Genomic DNA, 21,625 nt, shown 5'->3' on the forward strand with positions numbered 1-21,625 from the left:
CTGTTAGCACTTCCGCTACGCTGGGAGCGGAAGGAAGGGGGATCGCCGTCGTGAACACGTTGCTCGAGCTGGCGTTCCCCGTGCTGATCAGCCCCACCGCGCTGGTCGCCTTCGCCTCCCTCGCCGCCGCCAGCCTTCTGGTCGTCCTGCTGGTCGGCAGCACCCAGCGCAGCGAACTCGCGCTCTGGTCGGTGCCGGCCCGCAGCCGGGTCGCCGCCGCTCGCCGCCGCGCCCGCCGGGCCGAGTCCATCCGGCTCCGCGATCCAGGAGCGCCTGGACGCAGCAGGCCACGAGCACCCGGTTTCCGCAGCCTGGCTGCGTAGGAACCCCTTTCACGCAGCCATTCCGCGTATCCCTTTCCTTCTCACTCATGCGGAGTGCTGCCCATGTTCGGCTTTCTCGACGTGCCCGTCGCCGGCGCGTACCACCTGATCCACTGGCTGCTCGCGGCCACGGCGTTCACCGGCCCGCTGGCCGCGGCCCTGGCCATCGTCCTGTTCACCCTCTCCGTGCGGCTGCTGCTGCACCCGTTCGCCCGGGCGGCGGTGCGCGGCGAGCGCGCGCGGGCCGCCCTGATGCCCGAAATCAAGGCACTGCAGACCAAGCACGGCCGGGACCGGGAACGCCTGGCCGCGGAGATGACGAAGCTGCAGCAGGAGACCGGCACGTCGATGTTCGTCGGCTGCCTGCCGATGCTGGCGCAGCTGCCGTTCTTCATGGTGATGTACCGGCTCTTCACCACGCCGGCGATCGGCGGCGAGCCCAACTCGCTGCTCGGCGCGACGCTGTTCGGCACGCCCCTGGGCGCGCACGGCCTGGCCGGCAGCCCGCTCGTCTTCGTGATCGCGGCCGGGCTCGCCGTCGTCGCGTGGTTCTCGGTGCGCTGGCAGGACCGTCAGCGCGCGGCCGGCGCGGCCGACGTGCCGGGCGGGAAGCTGCTGCGGCTGCTGCCCTACGGCACGGTGCTCGCGACGCTCGTCGTGCCGCAGGCCGCCGGGATCTACCTGCTCACGACGACGGCGTGGAGCGCGGCCGAACGGGCGTTGTTACGGCGTGGCGCGTGAGCGGCGCCAGTCGTCGAGCGTCTCCTCGACGTCGACCAGCGCGACGGTGAGCGGCGGGCCGGACTGGTGGTTCAGATAGGCCTGACGGATCCGCTCGTTGAGGTCCTCGACGAGCTCCCGCACCCGCCGTTCGGTCCGCTCACCGGCGAGCTTGCCGGGCAGGTCCTGCACTTCGCGCTTGAGCGCCAGCGCGGGCGGCAGCAACACCGTGGTGTCGTGGCCCTCGGCCCGGACGCGCCGCAGGACCCAGTCGGTCGCGGCGTCGTTGCCGGTGGGCGGCGGCAGCGGCTTGCCGGTGCCGGGCAGGTCGTCGAACTCGCCCCGGTCCTTCGCCTCGCTGATCTGGCGGTCGACCCACCAGCGGAAGGAGACCTTGGGCGGCTTGCGTCCGGTCATGGGTTCCAGGGTAGGCGGACGCGCGTCCGGATTCACGGGACCAACGTCCTGAACGGCCAGGTGAGCGCGGTCCGGCGGGTAGGATTCGCGGGAGGAGCGAGGGGAGCGCATGACCGCCGAACGCAGTGGTGCCGAGAACATCGACCGCACGCTCGGACTGCTCTGGCGCGCCCGGGGCGGGGCCGGCGAACCGACGAGGGGACGGCGTCCGACGCTGTCGGTCGAGCGGATCGTCGCGGCGGCGATCGCGGTCGCGGACGCCGACGGGCTGGCGGCCGCGTCGATGCACCGCGTCGCGAAGGAGCTCGGCGCCGGCACGATGACGCTCTACACGTACGTGCCCGGCAAGGCCGAGCTGGTGGACCTGATGGTGGACGACGTGCTCGTCGAGCGGCGGCTGCCCGGGCCCGGTGAGCCGCGCCCGGTCGGCTGGCGCGAGCAGGTCGCGCTGTACGCGTCGCGGACCGGCGAGGCCTACCGGAAGCACCCGTGGCTGTGCGAGGTCTCGCGGGTGCGGCCGCCGCTGGGGCCCGGCCAGCTGGCCGGGCAGGAGTACCTGCTGTCCATTGTGGACGCTCTGGGGCTGCCACCGCGGCAGGCCGTCGCGGCGGCCAACGGCATCGGCACGTACATCGACGCGAACGCGGCGCTGGGCGCGGAGAACACGCGCCTGGAACGCAGCACGGGCCAGTCGACCGAGGCGTGGTGGCACCAGCGCTCGTCGTTCTGGGAGAACCACTTCGTGGTCGACGCCCACCCGTCGATCAACCGCATGTGGCTGGGCGGCGGCTTCGAGCAGACCGCCGAAGCCCAAGGTGACGCGGCGTACGAGTTCGGCTTGAACCGCATGCTCGACGGCATCGAGGCCCTCGTGAGCGGCGACCAGCAGTCCCGTACCTCAAAGCCGTGAAGGCCACCTTGAGGGACTCAGAGTCCCTCAAGGTGGCCTTCACGGACTTGGGTGATCTCAGCGGCGGGTGGCGCGCAGCCACCTCGAGCGGCGGCGTTCCTGGGCCGGCACCGTCGGCTCGGCCGGGGTGGTGTCGCCGCGGAGGAGGTCGCGGCAGGTCGGGTCGAACCGGCCCGGGGCCTCGATCATCGGGGCCGCCAGCACCACGTGGCCGCAGATCGCGCGGAACCGGCCGTCGTGGCGGCCCGTCGCGAACTCGTCCTCGGTGACGGCATGGGTGTAGCCGTCGGTGTCGCAGCGGATGTGCACCAGGAACGGCTCCATCGGGCTCATCCCGTCGGGCTGGTCGTGGTGGTGGTGTCGGTGGGCGTCTCCGCCGAGCCGGCCGGGGTGGTCGGTGTCGTCGACGGCGGCGGGGTGGTCGTGCTGGTCGTCTCCGGCGGTGTGCTGGTCTCCGGCGGCGTGGTCGGGGTGGTGGACGACGACGGTGAGGTCGTCGGCGTGTCGGACGTCGGCGACGTCGAGGTGGTCGGACTCGTCGAGGTGCCCGGGTCCACGGGGAGCGACTCCGGCGGGCCGGTGACCGCCGGCGGGGCCGGGGTGCCGACCGGGCCGCCGGCGGCGGCGTTGTCCGGGGCGTTCGGCGTGCCGATCGGGATGTCGCTGTCGGGCAGCTGCGCCACGCCGCCGCGGTAGGCCGTGGCCCACGCCATCACGGTGTCCACATAGGACTGCGAGTTGTTGTAGCGGCGGACCGCGATGCGCTGGCCGGCGTCCGTCGAGAGGTCGAGCCCGCCCGAGCAGAGGTACCGCGCGCTGGCCAGGGTCTCGTCGTAGACGTTGTTCGGGTTCGAGACGCCGTCGCCGTTGCCGTCGGAGGCGTAACCGCGCCAGGTCCCCGGGATGAACTGCGTCGGGCCGACCGCGCGGTCCCAGACCGGGTCGCCGTCGTACTTGCCGCCGTCGGTGTCCGGGATCGCGGCGAACGCGCCCGCGCCGTTGAGCACCGGGCCGAGGATCGGCTCCAGCGTGTCACCGGCCGCGTTGACGTACCCGCCGCGGGCGTGGTTCGACTCGATCCGGCCGATGCTCGCGATCAGGGCCCAGTCGATGTGGCAGCCCGGCTGCTCCTTGTTCAGGATCTCGGCGGCGTTCTTGTACGCCTTGAGCATGCTGGCCGGGATGCCGAGCGGCCCGGAGATGCCCGCCGATCCGGCGTGCCCGCCGGGCACGACCAGTGGCATCGGCACCGGCGGCTGCGGCAGGCTGCCGTCCACGGCGATCGGCGGCATGACGACGTTCGGCGGCTGCAGCGGCGCGGCCTGGTCGGGCAGCGCGTCACCGGACCTGGCGACCACGACCGGCGCGGGCAGGCCGCCGGCGGTCAGCGTGGGCAGCACGACGAGCGCGCCGCCGGCGAGCGCCGCGGCGGCCCGGCGAACGGAACGCGCGCTCTTGCGACGTGGCCGGTGCTTCGGCATGGTCGTCCCCGCTTCCCTCGATCTTCGCTGATCGCCTCACCCGATCGGCCCCACCGCCGGTACTGGCCGGTAGGAGCAAGCTAGCCGATGTAAGCAAACTTTGGCGAATGGCACAGCGAAATCCGGGTCTCTGGGAGAAGTTCGTCCTGTTGGCACAAAACTATCGTCGGAAATCTGTCACATTCACCAGGACTTAACGGGTCGCTCAGGAGAGTTTGTCCAGTAGCGGGGCCGGGACAGCGATCCCGCGGTGACGCACGTCCGAACAAAACCGCCGGACGAGCGAATCCGACGGCGTTGCGGTGAACGTGACGACGTCGCGGTGCAGTGCGGGCCGCAGCCGCCGCAGCGCACCCGCGAACGTCCGGGTCAGCGCGGTCGTCGGGACCAGGGCCACGCCCAGGCCCGCCGCGGCCAGCTGGGCCGCCGTCGCCGCCTGCTTCGTCCGCATCACCGCGTCCAGCACCGTGCCGTGCTCCGCCGCCACGGCGTCCAGCCAGCCGCCGAGGCCGTTGTCCGGGTGGTAGTGGACCACCGGCAGCCCGGCGAGGTCCGCGATCGGCACCGGCGCGCGGCCGGCGAGCGGGTGGTCCGCGGCCAGCGCCAGCACGACCTCCTCGTGCCCCACCACCTCGGTGTGCCCGGTCCACCGGCTCGGCCGCGGCCCCACCGCGACGTCCGCTTCGCCGGTCTCCACGGCGGTGACCAGCGCGTCCGCGCTCGTCGTCTCGACGAGCGCGATCAGCACGCCCGGCCGCTGCCGGTGCCAGGCCCGCAGCACCGGCGCCAGCAGGCCGGCCGTCATGGTCTCCGCGCAGGCGATCCGGAGGGTGCCGTCGCCACCGCCGGCCACCGCGCGGCCGGTGCGGACCACCCGTTCGGCCGCGGCCAGTGCCGCCCGCGCGTCGGCCAGCACCGCCCGGCCCGCCGCGGTCGGCCGGACCCCGCGTGGCAACCGTTCGAGCACCGGCGTGCCCAGTTCGCGTTCGAGCGCGCCGATCTGGTGGGACAGCGCGGGCTGCGAGAGGTGCAGCCGCGCGGCCGCTTCGGTGATCGAACCCGCGTCCAGCACCGCGACGAGGCACTCGAGGGCGCGCAGCGTAGGCATTCGCCGATTCTATCGCAGCCATCGAAAACCTTCGGATCACGACGGGAAGGTTCCGGCGCCGCCACGCGCTGAACCCGGTGTGCGAGACGAAAGGAGCACATGATGTCTTGGGAGAAAAAGCGGCTGGTGATCGTCGGCGGCGGTTCGGGTATCGCGCGCCGGATAGCGGTGGACGCGGCCGCGGCGGGCGCGGAGGTCGTGTTCGCCGGGCGGAATCCGGCGGAGTTCACCGAATCCGGAATTCGCACTGAATTCGCGGATCTCGGTGACGAATCGTCCCTGAAAGCGCTTGCCGAGAAGGTGGGTGAACTCGACTACCTGATCACCCTCGCGGCGGCACCGGCGAACGGGCCGGTCACGACGCTGGAGCGGGACGCGGTCACCCGGGCCTTCGACGCCAAGGTGATCGGCCCGATGATGCTGGCCAAGCACTTCGCGCCGCGATTCCGCGAAGGTGGTGCCATCGTGCTGTTCTCCGGTGTCGCCGCGTGGCGCCCGTTGCCCGAGCGGGCCGTGATGGCCACGACCAACGGCGCGGTCGCGTTCCTCGCCGAAGCGCTCGCGGTGGACCTCGCGCCGGTGCGCGTCAACGCGGTGTCACCGGGCATCGTCGACTCGGGTGCGTGGGACAGGCTGGGCGCGGCGAAGGACGAGTTCTTCCGCCGCACGGCGGAAACGAATCCGGCGCGCCGGATCGGCACGACCGCGGATGTCTCCGCGGCCACCCGGTCACTGCTGTCGAATCCGTTCGTCACGGGCACGACTCTGCACGTCGACGGCGGCGCCCGGTTGTCCTGAACCTGATCCTTTACAGGGCTCGCCGCTGTTCCTATGATCGGCCGACCGGACGCGCCGCCGCCGTTCGGCCGGCCCAGGGTGGAGGGTGGCATGGCACGTCGGGCTCCGCGTCGCGAGCAGGTCAGCGTCGCCGAGTTGCTCGTCCGGTCCACCGTCCGGGAGGACGGGCCGGCGCGGCACCGGCAGCAGTCCCCGCGGGCGCGCGCTCTCGCCCGCGTCCGGGTGTTCTCGGTGGTCGCCGGGGCGCTCGCGCTGACCGGCGGGGTCGCCGCGGCGGTGTCGCAGCCGTACGAACACGCCGCCGGGGCGGTGTGGCCGCCCGTCGGGCTGGACCCCGTGCCGGTCGCGCTGACGCCGACGCCGGTGGACGCCGTCGTTTCCCCGGGAACTCCGGAATCCGCGGTGCCGACCCCTCGTTCGGGAGGAATTGCTCCGGCCGTCGCCAAGCGCGAAGCGAATTTCGGAAAAGCACCCGTCAAGAAAGCCGAGCCGCCGAAAAAGGTGACGCCGGTGCGGCACGCGATCCCGGACGTCCCGGCCTGGTCGCGCAGCCACACCGCGAAACCGGACCGGCACGCGGTCCGGACCGCTGCCCACCGCGACAGCGGGCACGGCCACCACCGCGGCGGCGGTGGCGGCCGGCACCGCCGTTAGGACCCGAGCGGTATCTGGTACTGCATGAACCCCTTGTCGAGCGCGACCTGGTCGTAGAGCCGGCGCGCGGTCGAGTTCGACGTCTGCGTGTGCCAGTAGACGCGGACGCAGCCCCGGGTCCGCGCCCAATCGGCGACGGCTTCGATCAGTGCCCGGCCGGCCCCGTGACCGCGGGCTTCGGGCGCGGTGAAGAGGTCCTGCAGGTAACAGACGTCGGCCGACGTCGTGCTGACGTGCGTGAAGAAGTGGACGATGCCGACCAGGTCGCCGTCGAGCCGCGCGCCCAGCGCGTGCATCCGCTCGCCGCTCGAGAACTCACGCCACGCGCGGTCCACGAGGTCCGGCGCGAGTGTCCTGCCGTAGAACGTGTTGTAGCCGGCGAAGAGGTTTTCCCAGGCCACACGGTCGGTTTCGGTCAAGGCCCCAGTGGTGATCATGCTTGAGGCTAACGCGCGGCCTGACCCGTTCGATGAATTCCGTGGACACAACTGGCGAGTAAGGTGACGAACCCGAATTTGATTCATAGAATCAGCGCCATCCCGCAAGGCAGCTACTCCCGGAGGTTCCCGATGGCGCGCACGGCACCCCGTGCCAGTGGCAAGGCTGTCACGGTCAGCGAGCTGTACCTGCGGCCGGACGTCCACGGCAGACGCCGGCCCGAAGATCTCGAAGTGCTCGAACTCGCCTACCGCATGCGCCGCCGCATCGGTCCCGAGCCGGTCGTGACCCCCGCGCCGTCGTCGCGCTCCCGCGCGCTGGCCGCGGTGACCGGGCTGCTGCGCCGCAAGCCGCGGTAAGCCGCCGCCCCTCGTTCCACCGCAGGCCACCCTCGCCGAGGGTGGCCTTTTTGCTGCGCCCGGCGCCGTGGGTCGCGGCGGATCGGCTGGAGGCTGCGGGCGCCCGGTCTTCTCTTGCTCGCCGCCGCGTGCCGCATGCGTCGGCGGGTCGGCTGCGCGGCGCCTGGTCTCGCCGCGGTCGCCAGGCGCTGCGCCGCAAGCCGCGGTAAGCCGCCGACCCTCGTTCCACCGCAGGCCACCCTCGCCGAGGGTGGCCTTTTTGCTGCGCCCGGACCGCGGTGACCCATGCCCTCTCGCGCACTTCTCTGCGCGGATCCTGTCCGAAGTTGCACGATACGACGATTGACGACGCACAAAACTGCACCTAACGTGACAGCTGTTGCGCACAACTGGCACGAACGGGGAGTTCATGAGCGGGACCTTCATGGCGGCGGAGATCGCGAGCCAGCCCGGCTGCTGGCGGGACGCGGCCGCGCTGGCCTCGGCGAACGCCGGGCTGTTGCCGGCGCCGGGCGCGCGGGTGGCGATCGTCGGCTGTGGGACGTCGTGGTTCGTCGGCCAGGCGTACGCCGTGCTGCGCGAAACCGCCGGGCTCGGGGAGACCGACGCGTTCGCCGCGTCCGAGTTCCCGGCCGGGCGGGCCTACGACCACGTGCTCGCGCTGAGCCGCTCGGGCACCACGACCGAGGTGCACAGCCTGCTCGCACGGCTGCGCGGCCGCACCCCGACCACGGCCATCACCGGCGTGCCCGCCGAGATCGCCGGGGCCGCGGACACCGTCGTCGACCTGTCCGCGGTGGACGAGCGCTCGGTCGTGCAGACCCGCTTCGCCACCACCGCGCTCGCGATGCTGCGCGCGCACCTCGGTGAGGACCTGACCGAGGTCGTCGCGCAGGCCGAGCGGGTGCTGGCCGAGCCGCTGCCGGAGTCGCTGGTCGGCGCCGGGCAGTTCAGCTTCCTCGGCACCGGCTGGTCGGTGGGCATCGCGAACGAGGCGGCGCTCAAGTTCCGCGAGGCGTGCCTGCTGTGGACGGAGTCCTACCCGGCGTGGGACTACCGGCACGGCCCGATCAGCATCGCCGAGCCGGGCCGGGTGACCTGGATGTTCGGCAGCGCGCCCGACGGGCTCGCCGAGGACGTCCGCCGCGCGGGTGGCACGTTCGTCGAGAGCGGCCTCGACCCGCTCGCCGACCTGGTGCGGGCCCAGCTCGTCGCGGGCGCGATCGCCCGGCGCAAGGGCCTCGACCCGGACAACCCGCGCAGCCTCACCCGCTCCGTCGTGCTGACGTGAGCCCGCCGTGATCGTCACGGTGACGCCGAACACCGCGCTCGACGTCACGTACACAGTGGACAGCCTGGTCCCGGACGGCGTGCACCGGGCGCGCGACGTCCGGCGGCGGGCGGGCGGCAAGGGCGTGAACGTCGCCCGCGTGCTGCACGCGCTCGGGGCGGACGTCGGCGCGATCGCCACGGCGGGCGGCGCGACCGGCGCCGCGGTCGCGGCGGAGCTCGGCGTGGCGGGACTGGCCGCGGAGCTGGTGCCGATCGCCGGGGAGACCCGCCGGACCACGACCGTGCTGTCCGCCGTGGACGGTTCGGTCACCTTGTTCAACGAGCCGGGCCCGGTGCTCAGCGGTCCGGAGTGGACGGCGCTGGCCGAGCGGGTCCGCCGGCGCGAGCCGGACGTCCTGGTCTGCTCCGGCAGCCTGCCGCCGGGCGCGCCGGAGGACGGCTACGCCCAGCTGATCGCCGGGACGACGGCCGTCCTGGACACGTCCGGTCCGGCGCTGCTGGCCGGGCTGGCCGGGCGGCCGGCCGTGGTCAAGCCGAACGCCGAAGAGCTGCGCGAGGTCACGGGCCTCGACGACCCGGTGGCCGCGGCCGGTGAGCTGCGCCGCGCCGGGGCGCGCGCGGTCGTCGTCTCGCTCGGGGCCGAAGGCCTGCTGGCGGTCACCGCCGCGGGCGTCTGGCAAGCGACACCGTCCACTGTGCTCAGTGGCAACAGCACCGGCGCGGGTGACGCCGTGGTCGCGGCGCTCGCGCTCGGGCTCAGCCGGCGCGAACCGTGGCCGGACATCCTGCGCCGGGCCGTCGCGCTGTCCGGCGCGGCCGTGCTCGGGCCGCTCGCCGGGGACGTCGATCTCGCGCACTACCACCGCGAACTGGGGCTGGTCGCCGTGCGCGCCCGGCCGGAACAGGAGTGAACGATGCCTCTGGTGAGCACCGGGGAGATCGTCGGCGCCGCCGCGGCGGCGAGGCGCGGCTGCGGAGCGTTCAACGCCATCCAGCTGGAGCACATCACCGCGATCGTCGACGGCGCGGCCGCGGCCCGGGCGCCGGTGATCGTGCAGCTCAGCCAGAACGCCGTGCGCTACCACGGTGCGCTGGCGCCGATCGGCGGTGCGGCGCTGGCCGCGGCCCGCGAGGCGGAGCCGGACGTCGCCGTGCACCTCGACCACGCCGAGTCCGCCGATCTCGTGCGGGAGGCCGTCGGGCTCGGGTTCGGCTCGGTCATGTTCGACGCGTCCAAACTGGACTACGCCGATAACGTGCGGGCCACCCGGGAGATCACCGCGTTCTGCCACGACCACGGCGTCTGGGTCGAGGCCGAGCTGGGTGAGGTCGGTGGCAAGGACGGCGTCCACGCGCCGGGTGCGCGCACCGACCCGGACGAGGCGGCGGAGTTCGCCGCCGCCACCGGGGTCGACGCGCTCGCCGTCGCCGTCGGCAGCTCGCACGCGATGCTGACCCGGGACGCCGCGTTGGACTTCGAGCTGATCACCCGGCTACGGGACCGGGTGCCGGTGCCGCTGGTGCTGCACGGTTCTTCCGGGGTGCCCGACGAGGGCCTGGCCGACGCCGTGAAAGCCGGGATGACGAAGATCAACATCGCCACCCAGCTCAACAAGGTGTTCACCGCGGCCGCCACGGGCGACTGGCGTGCGCACCCGGACCGGGTCGACCCGCGCAAGTACCTGGGGGCCGGGCGGGACGCCGTCGCCGTCGAAGTGCGGCGGTTGCTCGGTGTGCTCATGCTGGTCACGGAGGGCGGACCCAAGTGACGGTTGAGCAGATTTTGTTCCATTGAGTGTTGACAGATGCGTGAAACCTAACAAAACTGCGCAGCAACGCGCAGAAGTTGCGTGAAACTCGAGCTCTGGTGGTGGCGGATGCGGCGAAGCAAGGTCATGGCGTGTGCGGTGGGGGCCTCTCTCCTGCTGGCCGGCTGCGGCGGGGGCGCGGACACGGACAGTGGCACCGGTGAGAACGCGCTGCCCGGCGTCGACCAGTACCTCAACGCGCCCTGCCCGGAGGCGGCGGTCAAGCCCGCCACGGACAAGGAACTCACCTACTGGGCGATGTGGACGGCCGACGAGCCGCAGGGCAAGGTCCTGCAGAAGGCCTTCAAGTGCTTCCAGGAGAAGACCGGCGTCAAGGTCAACGTGCAGTGGCTGGGGCGCAAGGCCTACACGCAGAACCTGGTGCCCGCGCTGAACACCGACGCGGTGCCGGACCTGTTCGACCAGGACGTCAGCAAGGTCGGCGCGGCGATCATGACGCCGGGCGGCACGCAGAGCGTCGACGACGTCTTCGCGATGAAGGTCGGCGAGGGTGACAAGACCGTCAAGGACGTTCTTTCGCCCAGCTCGTACGACTTCCCGCAGAACAAGGACCACGAGGGCCACAACTTCATGGTCCCCTACACCGTCCAGTCGAGCGCGTGGTGGTTCAACAAGGACGCCGCCGGTGACGTCCAGCAGCCGAAGACGATGGACGACCTGACCGCGCTGTTCGACAAGGCGAAGGCCGACGGCAAGGCCGCGATCAGCCAGGACGGCGACATCCCGTTCTACAACATGTACTTCTTCACCCAGCTCGCCGAGCGCTACGTCGGCTCGGGCGGGCTGAACAAGGCGGCGTCCGACAAGACCGGGCAGCTCTGGAAGACCGACCCCGGTTTCCTCAAGGCCGCCACCGAAACCGCGAAGCTGCCGAAGTACTTCATCGACGGCTGGGACGCGGCGAAGTTCCCGCAGGTGCAGCAGCGCTGGGCGGACGGCGACTCGCGCTACCTCTACGTCGGCACCTGGGCGCCGAGCGAGACGCGCGAGTACCTCGACAAGCAGGGCGCCGGGACGAAGATCAACTACGGCTCGTTCCAGTTCCCGATGCCGGCCGGCGCCACGCACGACACCGTCGAGCAGATGTCGATCGGTTTCGCCGTCACCAAGAAGGCCAAGCACGCCGAGGCGGCCAAGGCGTTCATCGCCTACTTCCTCAACAAGGACATCCTCTCGGGCATCCCGGCGGTGGCCGACAACCTGGTGCCGCGCGCCGACCTCGCCGTGCCGGACGACCTCAAGCAGGTCAAGGCCGCGATGGACGACACGAAGAAGGAGCACGTCCTGCAGTACGACGGGATCGACGGCATCGCCGGCGGCAAGTGGCAGACCGACGTCTTCGACCCGGCCGACACCTCGCTGCTCAAGGGTGAGCTGAACCCCCAGCAGTTCGTCGACCAGCTCGCCGCCAAGGGCGCCGACTTCTGGAAGAACCAGAGCTGATGGCCACGGTCACGACGACGGCGGCGCGGGCCCGGGGGACCCGCGCCGCCGGGGCTGCGCACCTGCGCCGCAAGAAGCGGCTGTTCTGGCCGTTCGCAGCGCCGGCTTTGGTGCTGTACCTGGCGTTTCTCGTGCTGCCGACGCTCGCGACCGTCGTACTGAGCTTCACCAGCTGGGCCGGTGCGGGGGACACGCCGAAGCCCAACGGCGTCACCAACTACACGCAGATGTGGGCGAGCGACTCGTTCCAGTACGCCTTCCGCAACACCCTGGTGTACGTCTTCCTCGGCGGCATCGGCACGTTCGCGCTGGCGTTCCTGTTCACCATGGTGCTGCGGGACATGCGCGGCGGCAAGGTCGTGCGGGCGATCCTGTTCTTCCCGAACATCGTCGCGCCGGTCGCGCTGGGCATGTTCCTCGGGTTCGTCTTCAAGTACCAGCCGGGAAAGCAGGGCCTGGCGAACTACGTGCTGGAGCACATCGGCGCGGACGCGGCGAAGTTCCTGGCGCCGGCCAACGTGACCGGCGTGGTGACGGCGTCGCTGATCTGGGCCAGCTCGGGCTTCTACATCACCATCCTGATGGCCGCGGTCGACCGGATCCCGCCGTACCTCTACGAGGACGCCGAGCTGGGCGGCGCGTCGCCGTGGCAGAAGTTCCGCAACATCACGCTGCCGATGACCTGGGACGTCGTCGGTGTCGCCGGTGTCTTGTGGACGATCAACGCGCTCAAGATCTTCGAGCTGGTGTTCGTGCTGGCCGGGCCGGGCACGTACGCGCCGCCGAACCAGGCGTGGACGCTCGGGATCTACGTGTTCGACCGGACCTTCGGCTCGAACGGCACGCCCGACTTCGGTGCCGCCTGCGCCTGCGCGGTGGCGATGATCGCGCTGGTGTCGATTCTCGTTGTCCTGCTGCGCCGGTTGATGCGCCGTGACGCGATCCAGTTCTGAGGGAGACCCGATGACCGTCACCGACGCCGCCGCGCCGGCGCGTCCGGCCGCGAAGCCGCCGCGCAAGGTGCCGCGCAAACCGCGCCCGGCGCCCGGCTCGCGGAAGCTGAGCCCGTTGCGGCTGCTGGGTTCCGTGATCGTCTGGGCGTTCACCGCGGGCAACGTGCTGGTGCTGTACTGGCTGCTCACGGCGTCGTTCAAGACGCCGGTGGAGATCTTCACCAAGCCGTTCGCCCTGCCGTACCAGTGGTTCCACGTCGGCAAGCCGTTCCGGAACTTCATCTACGCCTGGAACAACGCCGGGTTCGGCGACGCCGTGCTGACGACGGTCGTGCTGGTCGGGCTGGCGACGTTCGCGACGGTCGCCGTGTCCGCGCCCTGCGCGTACGCGCTGACCCGGCTCGGCGTGCGCGGGTCCGGGCCGCTGACGAACGTCGTCGCGATCGGCATGGGCGTCCCGTTCCAGACGGTGATCATCCCGCTGTTCGTCACCATGAGCAAAGCCCACCTGGACAACGAGTACGGCCTGTTCCTGCTCTACGTCGCCTTGTCGATCCCGTTCACGGTGTTCCTGCTGACCGGGTTCTTCCGCTCGCTGCCGGACGAACTGGAGGAAGCGGCCTCTTTGGACGGTGCCTCGCCGACGCGGACGTTCTTCTCGGTCATGCTGCCGCTCGCGCGCGGTGGCCTGATCACGGCGTTGACGCTGAACGCCATCGGCCTGTGGAACGAGACGCTGCTGGCGATCGTGTTCCTCAAGGACCAGGCCCACTTCACGCTCTCGCGGGCGCTGTTCACCTTCTACGGCGCCGCGAGCTACCAGTCGGAGTACGGCGGCCTGATCGCCGGCGTGGCGATCGTCGTGCTCCCGATGCTCGTGCTCTACCTCGTGCTCGCCCGCCGGATCATCACCGGCCTGACGCTCGGCGCCGGAAAGTAGGACCTGATGGCCACCGTGAGTTTCCAGGACACGACCCGGTTCTACGCCGGGGTCGAGCGGCCCGCCGTCGACGGGCTCGACCTCGAGGTCGCCGACGGCGAGTTCCTCGTGCTGGTCGGGCCGTCCGGCTGCGGCAAGTCGACCACGCTGCGGATGCTGGCCGGGCTGGAGGGCGTCGACGACGGCTCCATCCACATCGGCGACCGGGACGTCACCGAGCTGCCGCCCAAGGACCGGGACATCGCGATGGTGTTCCAGAACTACGCGCTCTACCCGCACATGTCGGTCGGCGAGAACATCGGCTTCCACCTGAAGCTGGCCAAGATGCCGAAAGCCGAACGCGAACGCCGGGTGCAGGAAGCCGCGAAGGTGCTCGACCTGACCGAGTACCTCGACCGCAAGCCCGCGAAGCTGTCCGGCGGGCAGCGTCAGCGCGTCGCGATGGGCCGGGCGATCGTGCGCGAGCCGAGTGTGTTCCTGATGGACGAACCACTGTCCAACCTGGACGCCAAACTGCGGGTGCAGACGCGCACGCAGATCGCGTCGCTGCAACGGCGTCTCGGCGTCACCACGCTGTACGTCACGCACGACCAGGTCGAGGCGATGACGATGGGCGACCGGGTGGCGGTGCTCAAGGACGGCATCCTGCAGCAGGTCGACACGCCGATCGGGCTGTTCGCGCGGCCGGTGAACGTGTTCGTCGCCGGGTTCATCGGCTCACCCGCGATGAACCTACTGGAGACCACTGTGGACAGTGACGGCGCGGTTGTCGGCGGTACGCGCCTGCCCTTGACTCCGGCGCAGCGCTCGGCGCTGACCGGGCCCGGCATCGTCGTCGGCGTGCGGCCCGAAGGCTGGACGATCGGGGACGGCGGGTTCGACGCGATCGTCGAGGTCGTCGAGGAGCTGGGCAGCGACCAGTACCTGTACTGCCGCGACGGCGACCGGGTGCTGACGGTCCGCACGCCGGGCATGTCGCCGTGGCAGCGTGGTCAGGCGATCGCGCTGGCGCCGCAGGTCGGCTCGGTGCACCTGTTCGACGCCGCCACCGGTGACCGGCTGTCATGACCCGCCTGTACCGCACCACGCTGGTGCTGCCCGCGGCCGAGCTGGGACCCGAGAACCCGCTGCCGCCGCTGGTGAAGCCGGAGGCCGTCGCCTCGGTGTCCAATGTGGATGAACTCCCGCCGGATCTTGCGGCCGGGCTGGACTACGGGCGACTGGACACCGTGCTGCCGTGCCGTCTTCAGGACGGGTATTCGCGCTCGCGCACCGAGCGGGAGCTGCCCGCGCTGGTGCTGGAGAACGACCGGGTGCGGGCGACCATCCTGCCGACGCTGGGCGGACGGCTGTACTCGCTGGTCCACAACGGACGTGAGCTGCTCTACCGCAACCCGGTGTTCCAGCCCGCGAACCTCGCCCTGCGGGACGCCTGGTTCGCCGGTGGGGTCGAGTGGAACCTGGGCAGCACCGGGCACACGACGCTGACGTGCGCGCCGATGTTCGCGGCTTCCGTCGAAGGTCCGGACGGGACACCGGTGCTTCGGCTGTGGGAGTGGGAGCGCACCCGCGACCTGCCGTACCACCTGGACTTCTGGCTGCCGGAGGACTCCGACTTCCTGCTGGTGGGCGTCCGGATCCGCAACCCGCACCCGCACGACGTCCCGGTGTACTGGTGGTCGAACATCGCCGTGCCGCAGACGCCGGACACGCGCGTGCTCGCGCCCGCGACGCAGGCCTGGCACTACGGCTACTCCGGGCGGCTGGACCTGGTCGACGTCCCGGGCGCGCTGACCTACCCGGCGCGGGCCGAGTCCGCCGCCGACTACTTCTTCGAGTGCTCGAAGCCGTGGATCGCCGCGATCGACGGCGACGGGCGTGGCCTGCTGCAGACGTCGACCGAGCGGCTGCGCGGCCGGAAGCTGTTCCTGTGGGGCGAGTCCGCGGGCGGGCGTCGCTGGCAGGAATGGCTGGCGCCGGGCGCAGGCGGCTACCTGGAGATCCAGGCCGGGCTGGCCCGCACGCAGCTGGAGCACCTGCGGCTCCCGGCGGGCGAGTCGTGGGACTGGCTGGAGGCGTACGGCCCGATCTCGGCCGACCCCGCGGTGGTCCACGGTGACGACTGGCAGGCGGCGACCGACGCCGTCGTCACGCCGGTTCTGGCCGGATACCACGACGAATGGCGGAAGATCCTCGACGTCGAGCCGGAGTCGTTGCTGGCCACGGGGTCCGGCTGGGGTGCGCTGGAGGCGCGCCGGATGCCGACGTGCCTGCCGGGGACGCCTTATCCTTCGGAATCACTGGGGCCGGAGCAGGAGCCGTGGCTGTCCCTGCTGGACGGTACGCCGCCGGAGGGTGACCCTCGGGCCGTGCCGCCGTCGACGCTGGTCAACCGGTACTGGACCGATCTGCTGGAGCACACGCCGGACAACTGGCTGACCTGGTACCACCGGGGTGTCGCGCGCTGGGCGGCCGGACGTCACGACGCGGCGCGGGAGGCGTGGACGGCCTCGGTGGCTTCGGCCGAGAACGCCTGGGCGTTGCGGTGCCTGGCTGTGGCCACCGACGACCCGGTCGAGGCGGCGCAGCTGTACGAGCGGGCGGTGAAACTGGCTCCTGACGTGGAATCGCTGCAGGTCGAAGCGGTCACGGCGCAGCTGGCGGCCGGACGCACGCCGGAGCTGCCCGCGGAACCGACGGGACGGCTCGCGTTGCTGGCCGCGCGGGCGCGGCTGGCGCTGGGTGACGTCTCCGGTGCGCGGGCCGTGTTCGACGCCGGGTTCGAGGTGGCGAACATCCGCGAGGGCGAGACGTCGTTGTCCGACACCTGGGCGGCGCTGTCGTCCGATCCGCTGCCGGAGCGCTATGACTTCCGGATGAAGTAGGCGGCGTGCCGCGCGCGAGCACCGGTGATTGTGCAGCATAATGCTCGAAACGGTGGTCAACAGCGCACCTCTTTGTGCACAGGAAGCTAGGGAGTACCGCCGATGGCCCGGCACGAACGGCTGAGCACCCTGCTGGACATGCTGGGACAGCGGGAAAAGATCGACGTCGAGGACGTGGCCGGGGAGCTGAACGTCTCCGCGGCGACGATCCGCCGCGATCTCGACCATCTGGCGGAGCAGCAGCTGCTCACGCGCACGCGGGGTGGCGCCGTCGCGAACGACCTCGCCTACGACCTGCCGCTGCGCTACAAGACTGCCCGGCACGTCCCGGAGAAGCAGCGGATCAGCGCCGCCGCGGCCGCGTTCGCCGCGAAGGGCATGGTGGTCGGGCTCAACGGCGGCACGACGACGGCCGGCGTCGCGCGGGCCCTGACGATGCGCTCCGACCTGTCCGGCCGCGGTGACGCGCCGGGCATCACGGTCGTGACGAACGCGCTGAACATCGCGCACGAGCTGGCGGTCCGCCCGAACGTCAAGATCGTGGTGACGGGCGGGGTGGCCCGCCCGCAGTCGTTCGAACTGAGCGGGCCGCTGGCCACGCGGGTGCTCAGCGAGCTGACGATCGACCTGCTGTTCCTGGGTGTCGACGCGTTCGACCCGGACGCGGGCGCGTTCGCGCACCACGAGGGCGAGGCGAGCATCAACCGCCTGATGGTGGAGCGCGCCGAGCGCGTGGTGGCGGTGGCGGACGGTTCGAAGCTGGGCCGCCGCGCGTTCGCCCGCATCTGCGAGACGACGCAGGTCCACGCGCTGGTGACGGACACCGAGGCCGACCCCGAGATCGTGCGCGCGTTCGAAGCGGCCGGTGTTGAGGTGCAGTCCGTGTGAGGGTGGGCGCCGGGTGTTCGCGCGCGTTTGCGGCGGCCCAGGTGCGCGCTTGGTGACGGGCCGCCGTAGCTGTCCGCGCGTTCGGGGCGGCTGGTGTTGAGGTGCAGACCGTCTGAGGGTGGCCGCGGGCGTTTGGGACGGCCCAGGTGCACGCCTTTAGTGACGGGCCGCCGAAGCTGTCCGCGCGTTCGAAGCGGTCGGTGTTGAGGTGCAGGCCGTCTAGCGCGCCAAGGTGAGAGCCGCCGTCAAAACCCGGTGGCCGGCCGCTGTCGGGTGGACGTCACAGCCGCCCGTTGGCAGCTTGATCAGCAGGCCCGCCGCGCACGGGTCGCCGCCTGTGCGGAGGGACGCCAGGCGGAACGCCGTGAAACCGTCGGCGATCTTCCCGTGGTAGCGGCGGGTCACCTGCGTCAGCGCCGCGTTGATCGCCTGCACCTGCTTGACCTGCACCGGGTCGCGGTAGTCCAGCGAGTAGTACGACACGAGCACGACGTCCCCGCGGTAGTGGGCGCGCACCGCGCCGAGGATCGTCGCGACGTTGCGGCTCACCTGGTTCAGCGCCGCCTGGAAGTCCGTGCCGGTGCACTGGTCCGGGGTCGTCGCCTGGCAGACGAACATGTCGTTGGCGCCGATGTTCAGCGTCACCAGCTTGGTATCCCGGTGGGTGCGCAGGTACCGCGTGGCGTAGTCGATCTGCGTACCTGCGTACGTCACGTGCAGCGGGAACGTCGTCCGGTAGCCGACCGGGGAGCCGACGGAGTTCTCGCAGCCGTTGCTCTGCGCGCCGGCCTCCAGGAAACTCCCGGTCGTCTCACCGGGACACGACGCGTTCGCGAGCCGCAGTCCGCGCAGGGACGCGTAGTTCTCCGCGTAACCACGGAAGTTCGCCGCGTTGAGGTAGTCCGAAACCGGTGTCACGGCGCCCGGCCGGTAGCCGAACGCCACCGAGTCGCCGAGGGCGAGATAAGTGCGGCCGCCGGCGTCCGCGGGGGCCGTGGCCAGCCCGGTCAGCGTGACCGCTATCGCCGTGCTCGCGAGGAAAGTCCTGAACCGCATGACGGTCTCCCTTCCCCGCGACGCTGCGAGGCCGGAACCGATTGTGCCGGTCCCGGCCCCGCAACGGAAGCGTCAGAAGCCGATCGCCGACGGCGCCTTCGGCCCGGCGATCCGGGCCTGGGGCGCGTCCGGCTCCACCGCGGCGCAGTGCGTGCCCCTGGCCGGGAGCTTGCCGGTGATCAGGTAGTCGTCGGCCGCCTTGGTGACGCAGTCGCTCTTCTTGAAGTAGGCGCCGTGGCCCCAGCCGTCGTAGGTGAGCAGCGTGTTGCCGCTCTGCCGGGCCACCGTCTGCGACCACGCGTACGGCGTCGCCGGGTCGTACTCGCTGCTCAGCACCAGCAGCGGCGGTGCGCCGTGCACCTGCAGCGGGTGCTGCGGGTTGCTCGCCTTCTCCGGCCAGCCGATGCAGCCGGTCACCGCCTGCCAGCCCAGCGAGTTGAGCTTGACGTCCGGGGCGAACGCCGCCACCGCGCGCCGGTAGGTCTCGAGCTCGGCGTAGTTGTGCACCGGCAGGCGCCAGTCGTCGCAGAACACGCTCTGGAACACGGTGTTGACCGGCGTCTCGTCCCGCAGCTTCGCCGACGCGGCCGCCGGTGTGCCGTCCGCGAAGGACTTCAGCGTCTTCGCCAGCTGGTCCCAGCTCGGGCCGTAGAACGCGCCCTGGAAGATCGACGCGAGGGTCAGCGGCGTGATCGCCTCACCGCTCTGCGGTTCCTTCAGCTCCCCGCGCGCGGCCTTGTCCTGCAGGGCCCGCGTCACCTTCGAGACGTCCTGGCCGTGCAACGCACAGGCCGGCGTCCGGCCGCACCACGCGGCGAACTCGCCGAACTCCGCCTGCACGGACTTGGTTTCGCTGAGCAAGAAGTCCCACGCGCCCTGCTGCGAGTGGTCCATGTTGCTGTCCAGCACGAGCGCGCGGACCTTGTCCGGGAACAGCTCGGCGTACTGCTGGCCCATCAGCGTGCCGTACGAAACGCCGTAGTAGGTCAGCTTCTTCTCGCCGAGCGCGGCGCGGATCGCGTCCATGTCCCGCGCGACGGTCTTGGTGTCGGCGAAGCTCGCCAGCGGCCCGGTGAGCCGGGAGCAGCTCTCGCCGACCTTCCGGTTGTACTGCGCGAGCTGCTCGAACTCGGCCTGGTTGGCCGGCACGGCCGGGTGATCGGCGATGACCTCGTCGAGGCCGCACTTGATCTGCGTGCTGTCGCCGATGCCGCGCGGGTCGAAGCCCACGGTGTCGAACCGCTTCGTGACGTCGGCCGAGAGCGACCAGCCGGCCTTGACCTCGCCCACGCCCGAGCCGCCGGGGCCGCCCGGATCCATCAGGACCGCGCCGATCCTGGCCTGCGGATCGGTGGCCTTGCGCCGGGCGAGCGCGACGCTCGTGGTGCCCCTGTCCGGGTGGCCGTAGTCGATCGGCACGGTGACCGTGCCGCAGTCGACGCCGGGCGCGTCCGCGCACGGCTGCCAGTCGATCGTTCCCGCTGTCGCGGCCGACGCCGGCGCCGCGGCCAGCAGGCTTCCGGTGACCGCCGTGACCGCCACGGCTGTCAGCAGCCGCTTTCCTACCCCCAGCATAACCAGCCTTCCGTTACCGACAGTGGTTGATCGGCTCCAGGAAATCACCAATCGGCTGATCGCGCCAGGATCGCCGGTGGGTCATGTCGTGGCGTCCACTGTGGATGATCGTTCCGCGCGCCGGAGCCAGGCCGTGGCGAAGGTGCCGAGCACGCAGAGCGCACCCAGGACGCCGAACGCCCAGCCGAACCCGGTCGCCGGGCCGGTGGTGAGCCCGCGTGAAAGCACGATGACGCACAGCGCGCCGCCGACCGCGCCGCCCACGCGCAGCACGATGTTGACCAGCGCCGTCGCGTGGCCCAGCTCGCTCGCGCCGACCGACGCGTACGCCGCCGTCGACGCCGGCATGATCGACAGGCCCAGCCCGGCGCCGCGGACCACCAGCAACGCCTGGGTCAGCCACATCGGCGTCTCCGGGCCGAGCCAGGGCATCGGCACCGTGCTCGCCAGCACCACCAGCGAACCGGTGAGCGAGACGGTGCCGCCGCCGTAGCGGTCGGTCAATCGCCCGGCCACCAGCACGAACACCGTGGTGGCCAAGCCCATCGGCGCGAGCAGCACGCCGGCTTCGGCCGGGCCGGCGCCGAGGCGGACCTGGAACCACAGGGGGAGCAGCAGGACCGCGCCGAACATCCCGGCGCCCGCGAGCAGCACGGACGCCAGCGCCGCGCCCATGACCGGCCGCGAAGCCAGCCTCAGCCGCAGTACCGGATGCGGCGCGCGCAGCGACCACCACGTGAACACCGCGAGCGCGACGGCGCCGGTCACCGCCAGCACGACGTTCAGCGGGCCGGCGGACCCGGGCGCGCCGAGTTCGGTGAGCGCGTAGACGACCAAGGGCAGGCCGAGTGACACCAGGATCAGCCCGGGCCAGTCCATCGGCGGCGGCTGCCGACGGTCGCCGCGCGGCACGAACCGCAGCGCCAGCCCGAACGCGACCAGCCCGATCGGCAGGTTCAGCCAGAACAGCACCGGCCACGAGAAGTGCGCGAGCAGGAAGCCGCCGACGCTCGGCCCGACCACCGGCGCGAGCCCGACCACCAGGCCCAGCGTGCCCATGGTCCGCCCGAGCCGTTCCGGCCCGACGGCCAGCCCGATCACGGTCTGCCCGGCCGTGACCATGACCCCGGCGGCCATGCCCTGCACCGCGCGCACCCCGATCAGCGTGGTCGCGCCGGGCGCGAGCGCGCACGCCGCCGACGTCAGCAGGAACGCGGCGAGGGCGCCGAGCCACAGCCGTCCCGCGCCGAACCGCCGGACGAGCCACGGGGTCAGCGGGAGGGCGGCGGAGAGACCGAGCAGGTAAGCGGTGGCGACCCACTGGATCTCGACGAGCCCGACCCCCAGGCTCAGCCGCAACGACTCCAGCCCGACGGCGACGATCGAGCCGTCCATGTTCCCGAGGAAACCGCCGAGCGCCATGACCCCGGAGGCGATCCAGACGGCACGGGGAATCGGCGGCAGCGCGGTCCGCTCGTGGAGATCACTCATGGATCGACGGTAAAAGCTCAAGAAAGGTCGAAGTCAACTGTGTGACCGCACGGCCTCTCGAGGT

General features: G+C 71.5%; 23 protein-coding genes. 15 read left to right on the forward strand and 8 right to left on the reverse strand.

Going from position 1 to position 21,625, the window contains the following annotated elements:
• The first annotated feature begins 50 nt into the window (after window positions 1-50).
• Both ACIOD2_RS11965 and ACIOD2_RS11970 read left to right on the forward strand, forming a co-directional pair.
• A complete protein-coding gene (locus ACIOD2_RS11965; protein WP_400536843.1) occupies window positions 51-323 on the forward strand; it encodes a DUF6412 domain-containing protein in 273 nt (90 codons plus the stop codon).
• A 63-nt stretch (window positions 324-386) separates the two neighbouring features.
• Window positions 387-1,064, forward strand: a complete 678-nt coding sequence (locus ACIOD2_RS11970) for a YidC/Oxa1 family membrane protein insertase (protein ID WP_400536845.1) — start codon at window positions 387-389, stop codon at window positions 1,062-1,064.
• On the opposite strand, the gene ACIOD2_RS11975 is transcribed toward ACIOD2_RS11970, so the two are convergent.
• The gene (locus ACIOD2_RS11975) at window positions 1,047-1,460 is read right to left on the reverse strand and encodes a DUF1992 domain-containing protein (protein ID WP_400536847.1); all 414 of its coding nucleotides are present in this window, start codon (window positions 1,458-1,460) and stop codon (window positions 1,047-1,049) included. The two genes, ACIOD2_RS11970 and ACIOD2_RS11975, sit on opposite strands and share 18 nt — an antisense overlap.
• A 109-nt stretch (window positions 1,461-1,569) precedes the next feature.
• Here ACIOD2_RS11975 and ACIOD2_RS11980 point away from each other — a divergent pair, with 109 nt between their 5' ends.
• Window positions 1,570-2,370 carry a TetR/AcrR family transcriptional regulator C-terminal domain-containing protein gene (locus tag ACIOD2_RS11980; RefSeq protein ID WP_400536849.1) on the forward strand — a complete coding sequence of 267 codons (801 nt, stop codon included), beginning with the start codon at window positions 1,570-1,572 and terminating at the stop codon, window positions 2,368-2,370.
• Between the two features lie 57 nt (window positions 2,371-2,427).
• Here the strand turns inward: ACIOD2_RS11980 and ACIOD2_RS11985 are convergent, their stop codons facing one another.
• The 3 genes from ACIOD2_RS11985 to ACIOD2_RS11995 form a co-directional block, all read right to left on the reverse strand.
• Entirely contained in the window at window positions 2,428-2,703 is a 276-nt protein-coding gene (locus ACIOD2_RS11985) for a hypothetical protein (RefSeq protein ID WP_400536851.1), read from the reverse strand.
• Window positions 2,700-3,851 carry a lytic transglycosylase domain-containing protein gene (locus tag ACIOD2_RS11990; RefSeq protein WP_400536853.1) on the reverse strand — a complete coding sequence of 384 codons (1,152 nt, stop codon included), beginning with the start codon at window positions 3,849-3,851 and terminating at the stop codon, window positions 2,700-2,702. Before ACIOD2_RS11990 ends, ACIOD2_RS11985 begins: the two co-directional genes overlap by 4 nt.
• Before the next feature lie 205 nt (window positions 3,852-4,056).
• Window positions 4,057-4,959, reverse strand: a complete 903-nt coding sequence (locus ACIOD2_RS11995) for a LysR family transcriptional regulator (RefSeq protein WP_400536855.1) — start codon at window positions 4,957-4,959, stop codon at window positions 4,057-4,059.
• A 102-nt stretch (window positions 4,960-5,061) separates the two neighbouring features.
• Between ACIOD2_RS11995 and ACIOD2_RS12000 the strand changes: the two genes are divergently transcribed.
• Together ACIOD2_RS12000 and ACIOD2_RS12005 are read left to right on the forward strand one after the other, a co-directional pair.
• Window positions 5,062-5,757 carry an SDR family oxidoreductase gene (locus tag ACIOD2_RS12000; RefSeq protein WP_400536857.1) on the forward strand — a complete coding sequence of 232 codons (696 nt, stop codon included), beginning with the start codon at window positions 5,062-5,064 and terminating at the stop codon, window positions 5,755-5,757.
• A 90-nt stretch (window positions 5,758-5,847) separates the two neighbouring features.
• The gene (locus tag ACIOD2_RS12005; RefSeq protein ID WP_400536859.1) at window positions 5,848-6,411 is read left to right on the forward strand and encodes a hypothetical protein; all 564 of its coding nucleotides are present in this window, start codon (window positions 5,848-5,850) and stop codon (window positions 6,409-6,411) included.
• Here the strand turns inward: ACIOD2_RS12005 and ACIOD2_RS12010 are convergent.
• Window positions 6,408-6,848 (reverse strand): GNAT family N-acetyltransferase, encoded by a 441-nt coding sequence (locus ACIOD2_RS12010; protein WP_400536861.1) that lies wholly within the window; start codon window positions 6,846-6,848, stop codon window positions 6,408-6,410. The two genes, ACIOD2_RS12005 and ACIOD2_RS12010, sit on opposite strands and share 4 nt — an antisense overlap.
• 132 nt (window positions 6,849-6,980) lie before the next feature.
• On the opposite strand from ACIOD2_RS12010, the gene ACIOD2_RS12015 reads away from it, so the two are divergent.
• The 10 genes from ACIOD2_RS12015 (at window position 6,981) to ACIOD2_RS12060 (ending at window position 17,439) form a co-directional block, all read left to right on the forward strand.
• Window positions 6,981-7,208: a hypothetical protein gene (locus ACIOD2_RS12015; RefSeq protein ID WP_400536863.1), complete on the forward strand. Its 228-nt coding sequence runs from the start codon at window positions 6,981-6,983 to the stop codon at window positions 7,206-7,208.
• Between the two features lie 409 nt (window positions 7,209-7,617).
• Window positions 7,618-8,499 (forward strand): SIS domain-containing protein, encoded by an 882-nt coding sequence (locus ACIOD2_RS12020; RefSeq protein ID WP_400536865.1) that lies wholly within the window; start codon window positions 7,618-7,620, stop codon window positions 8,497-8,499.
• Between the two features lie 7 nt (window positions 8,500-8,506).
• Window positions 8,507-9,412, forward strand: coding sequence for a 1-phosphofructokinase family hexose kinase (locus ACIOD2_RS12025; protein WP_400536867.1), 906 nt, complete (start codon window positions 8,507-8,509; stop codon window positions 9,410-9,412).
• Window positions 9,413-9,415: 3 nt separating this feature from the next.
• The gene (locus tag ACIOD2_RS12030; protein ID WP_400536869.1) at window positions 9,416-10,270 is read left to right on the forward strand and encodes a ketose-bisphosphate aldolase; all 855 of its coding nucleotides are present in this window, start codon (window positions 9,416-9,418) and stop codon (window positions 10,268-10,270) included.
• Window positions 10,271-10,396: 126 nt separating this feature from the next.
• Window positions 10,397-11,773: an ABC transporter substrate-binding protein gene (locus ACIOD2_RS12035; RefSeq protein ID WP_400538004.1), complete on the forward strand. Its 1,377-nt coding sequence runs from the start codon at window positions 10,397-10,399 to the stop codon at window positions 11,771-11,773.
• The gene (locus ACIOD2_RS12040; RefSeq protein WP_323322564.1) at window positions 11,773-12,726 is read left to right on the forward strand and encodes a sugar ABC transporter permease; all 954 of its coding nucleotides are present in this window, start codon (window positions 11,773-11,775) and stop codon (window positions 12,724-12,726) included. Before ACIOD2_RS12035 ends, ACIOD2_RS12040 begins: the two co-directional genes overlap by 1 nt.
• A gap of 10 nt (window positions 12,727-12,736) precedes the next feature.
• A complete protein-coding gene (locus ACIOD2_RS12045) occupies window positions 12,737-13,666 on the forward strand; it encodes a carbohydrate ABC transporter permease (protein WP_400536871.1) in 930 nt (309 codons plus the stop codon).
• Window positions 13,667-13,672: 6 nt separating this feature from the next.
• The gene (locus tag ACIOD2_RS12050) at window positions 13,673-14,734 is read left to right on the forward strand and encodes an ABC transporter ATP-binding protein (RefSeq protein ID WP_400536873.1); all 1,062 of its coding nucleotides are present in this window, start codon (window positions 13,673-13,675) and stop codon (window positions 14,732-14,734) included.
• Complete coding sequence (locus ACIOD2_RS12055; protein ID WP_400536875.1) at window positions 14,731-16,551, forward strand: DUF5107 domain-containing protein; 1,821 nt, start codon at window positions 14,731-14,733, stop codon at window positions 16,549-16,551. The genes ACIOD2_RS12050 and ACIOD2_RS12055 overlap by 4 nt, the downstream gene beginning before the upstream one ends.
• Window positions 16,552-16,653: 102 nt before the next feature.
• Window positions 16,654-17,439 carry a DeoR/GlpR family DNA-binding transcription regulator gene (locus ACIOD2_RS12060; RefSeq protein ID WP_400536877.1) on the forward strand — a complete coding sequence of 262 codons (786 nt, stop codon included), beginning with the start codon at window positions 16,654-16,656 and terminating at the stop codon, window positions 17,437-17,439.
• Window positions 17,440-17,658: 219 nt separating this feature from the next.
• Here ACIOD2_RS12060 and ACIOD2_RS12065 read toward each other — a convergent pair whose 3' ends face one another.
• From ACIOD2_RS12065 to ACIOD2_RS12075, 3 genes are all read right to left on the reverse strand, one after another.
• Complete coding sequence (locus ACIOD2_RS12065; protein WP_400536879.1) at window positions 17,659-18,495, reverse strand: SGNH/GDSL hydrolase family protein; 837 nt, start codon at window positions 18,493-18,495, stop codon at window positions 17,659-17,661.
• 72 nt (window positions 18,496-18,567) lie between these two features.
• A complete protein-coding gene (locus ACIOD2_RS12070; RefSeq protein WP_400536881.1) occupies window positions 18,568-20,070 on the reverse strand; it encodes an alpha/beta hydrolase in 1,503 nt (500 codons plus the stop codon).
• Between the two features lie 81 nt (window positions 20,071-20,151).
• Window positions 20,152-21,561 (reverse strand): MDR family MFS transporter, encoded by a 1,410-nt coding sequence (locus ACIOD2_RS12075; protein ID WP_400536883.1) that lies wholly within the window; start codon window positions 21,559-21,561, stop codon window positions 20,152-20,154.
• Between the last annotated feature and the right edge of the window lie 64 nt (window positions 21,562-21,625).

Origin of the sequence: Amycolatopsis sp. NPDC088138, from assembly GCF_044741685.1 — a bacterium.
GTDB lineage: Bacteria > Actinomycetota > Actinomycetes > Mycobacteriales > Pseudonocardiaceae > Amycolatopsis.

What these genes read in the sequence shown, in the direction of transcription:
- ACIOD2_RS11975 (WP_400536847.1), bottom strand. Translation starts at nt 1,460, where the DNA reads ATGACCGGACGCAAGCCGCCCAAGGTCTCCTTCCGCTGGTGGGTCGAC.
- ACIOD2_RS11980 (WP_400536849.1), top strand. Translation starts at nt 1,570, where the DNA reads ATGACCGCCGAACGCAGTGGTGCCGAGAACATCGACCGCACGCTCGGA.
- ACIOD2_RS12000 (WP_400536857.1), top strand. Translation starts at nt 5,062, where the DNA reads ATGTCTTGGGAGAAAAAGCGGCTGGTGATCGTCGGCGGCGGTTCGGGT.
- ACIOD2_RS12035 (WP_400538004.1), top strand. Translation starts at nt 10,397, where the DNA reads ATGGCGTGTGCGGTGGGGGCCTCTCTCCTGCTGGCCGGCTGCGGCGGG.
- ACIOD2_RS12045 (WP_400536871.1), top strand. Translation starts at nt 12,737, where the DNA reads ATGACCGTCACCGACGCCGCCGCGCCGGCGCGTCCGGCCGCGAAGCCG.
- ACIOD2_RS12055 (WP_400536875.1), top strand. Translation starts at nt 14,731, where the DNA reads ATGACCCGCCTGTACCGCACCACGCTGGTGCTGCCCGCGGCCGAGCTG.
- ACIOD2_RS12015 (WP_400536863.1), top strand. Translation starts at nt 6,981, where the DNA reads ATGGCGCGCACGGCACCCCGTGCCAGTGGCAAGGCTGTCACGGTCAGC.
- ACIOD2_RS12030 (WP_400536869.1), top strand. Translation starts at nt 9,416, where the DNA reads ATGCCTCTGGTGAGCACCGGGGAGATCGTCGGCGCCGCCGCGGCGGCG.
- ACIOD2_RS12050 (WP_400536873.1), top strand. Translation starts at nt 13,673, where the DNA reads ATGGCCACCGTGAGTTTCCAGGACACGACCCGGTTCTACGCCGGGGTC.
- ACIOD2_RS12060 (WP_400536877.1), top strand. Translation starts at nt 16,654, where the DNA reads ATGGCCCGGCACGAACGGCTGAGCACCCTGCTGGACATGCTGGGACAG.
- ACIOD2_RS11970 (WP_400536845.1), top strand. Translation starts at nt 387, where the DNA reads ATGTTCGGCTTTCTCGACGTGCCCGTCGCCGGCGCGTACCACCTGATC.
- ACIOD2_RS11990 (WP_400536853.1), bottom strand. Translation starts at nt 3,851, where the DNA reads ATGCCGAAGCACCGGCCACGTCGCAAGAGCGCGCGTTCCGTTCGCCGG.
- ACIOD2_RS12065 (WP_400536879.1), bottom strand. Translation starts at nt 18,495, where the DNA reads ATGCGGTTCAGGACTTTCCTCGCGAGCACGGCGATAGCGGTCACGCTG.
- ACIOD2_RS12005 (WP_400536859.1), top strand. Translation starts at nt 5,848, where the DNA reads ATGGCACGTCGGGCTCCGCGTCGCGAGCAGGTCAGCGTCGCCGAGTTG.
- ACIOD2_RS12040 (WP_323322564.1), top strand. Translation starts at nt 11,773, where the DNA reads ATGGCCACGGTCACGACGACGGCGGCGCGGGCCCGGGGGACCCGCGCC.
- ACIOD2_RS12010 (WP_400536861.1), bottom strand. Translation starts at nt 6,848, where the DNA reads ATGATCACCACTGGGGCCTTGACCGAAACCGACCGTGTGGCCTGGGAA.
- ACIOD2_RS12075 (WP_400536883.1), bottom strand. Translation starts at nt 21,561, where the DNA reads ATGAGTGATCTCCACGAGCGGACCGCGCTGCCGCCGATTCCCCGTGCC.
- ACIOD2_RS12070 (WP_400536881.1), bottom strand. Translation starts at nt 20,070, where the DNA reads ATGCTGGGGGTAGGAAAGCGGCTGCTGACAGCCGTGGCGGTCACGGCG.
- ACIOD2_RS12020 (WP_400536865.1), top strand. Translation starts at nt 7,618, where the DNA reads ATGAGCGGGACCTTCATGGCGGCGGAGATCGCGAGCCAGCCCGGCTGC.
- ACIOD2_RS11995 (WP_400536855.1), bottom strand. Translation starts at nt 4,959, where the DNA reads ATGCCTACGCTGCGCGCCCTCGAGTGCCTCGTCGCGGTGCTGGACGCG.
- ACIOD2_RS11985 (WP_400536851.1), bottom strand. Translation starts at nt 2,703, where the DNA reads ATGAGCCCGATGGAGCCGTTCCTGGTGCACATCCGCTGCGACACCGAC.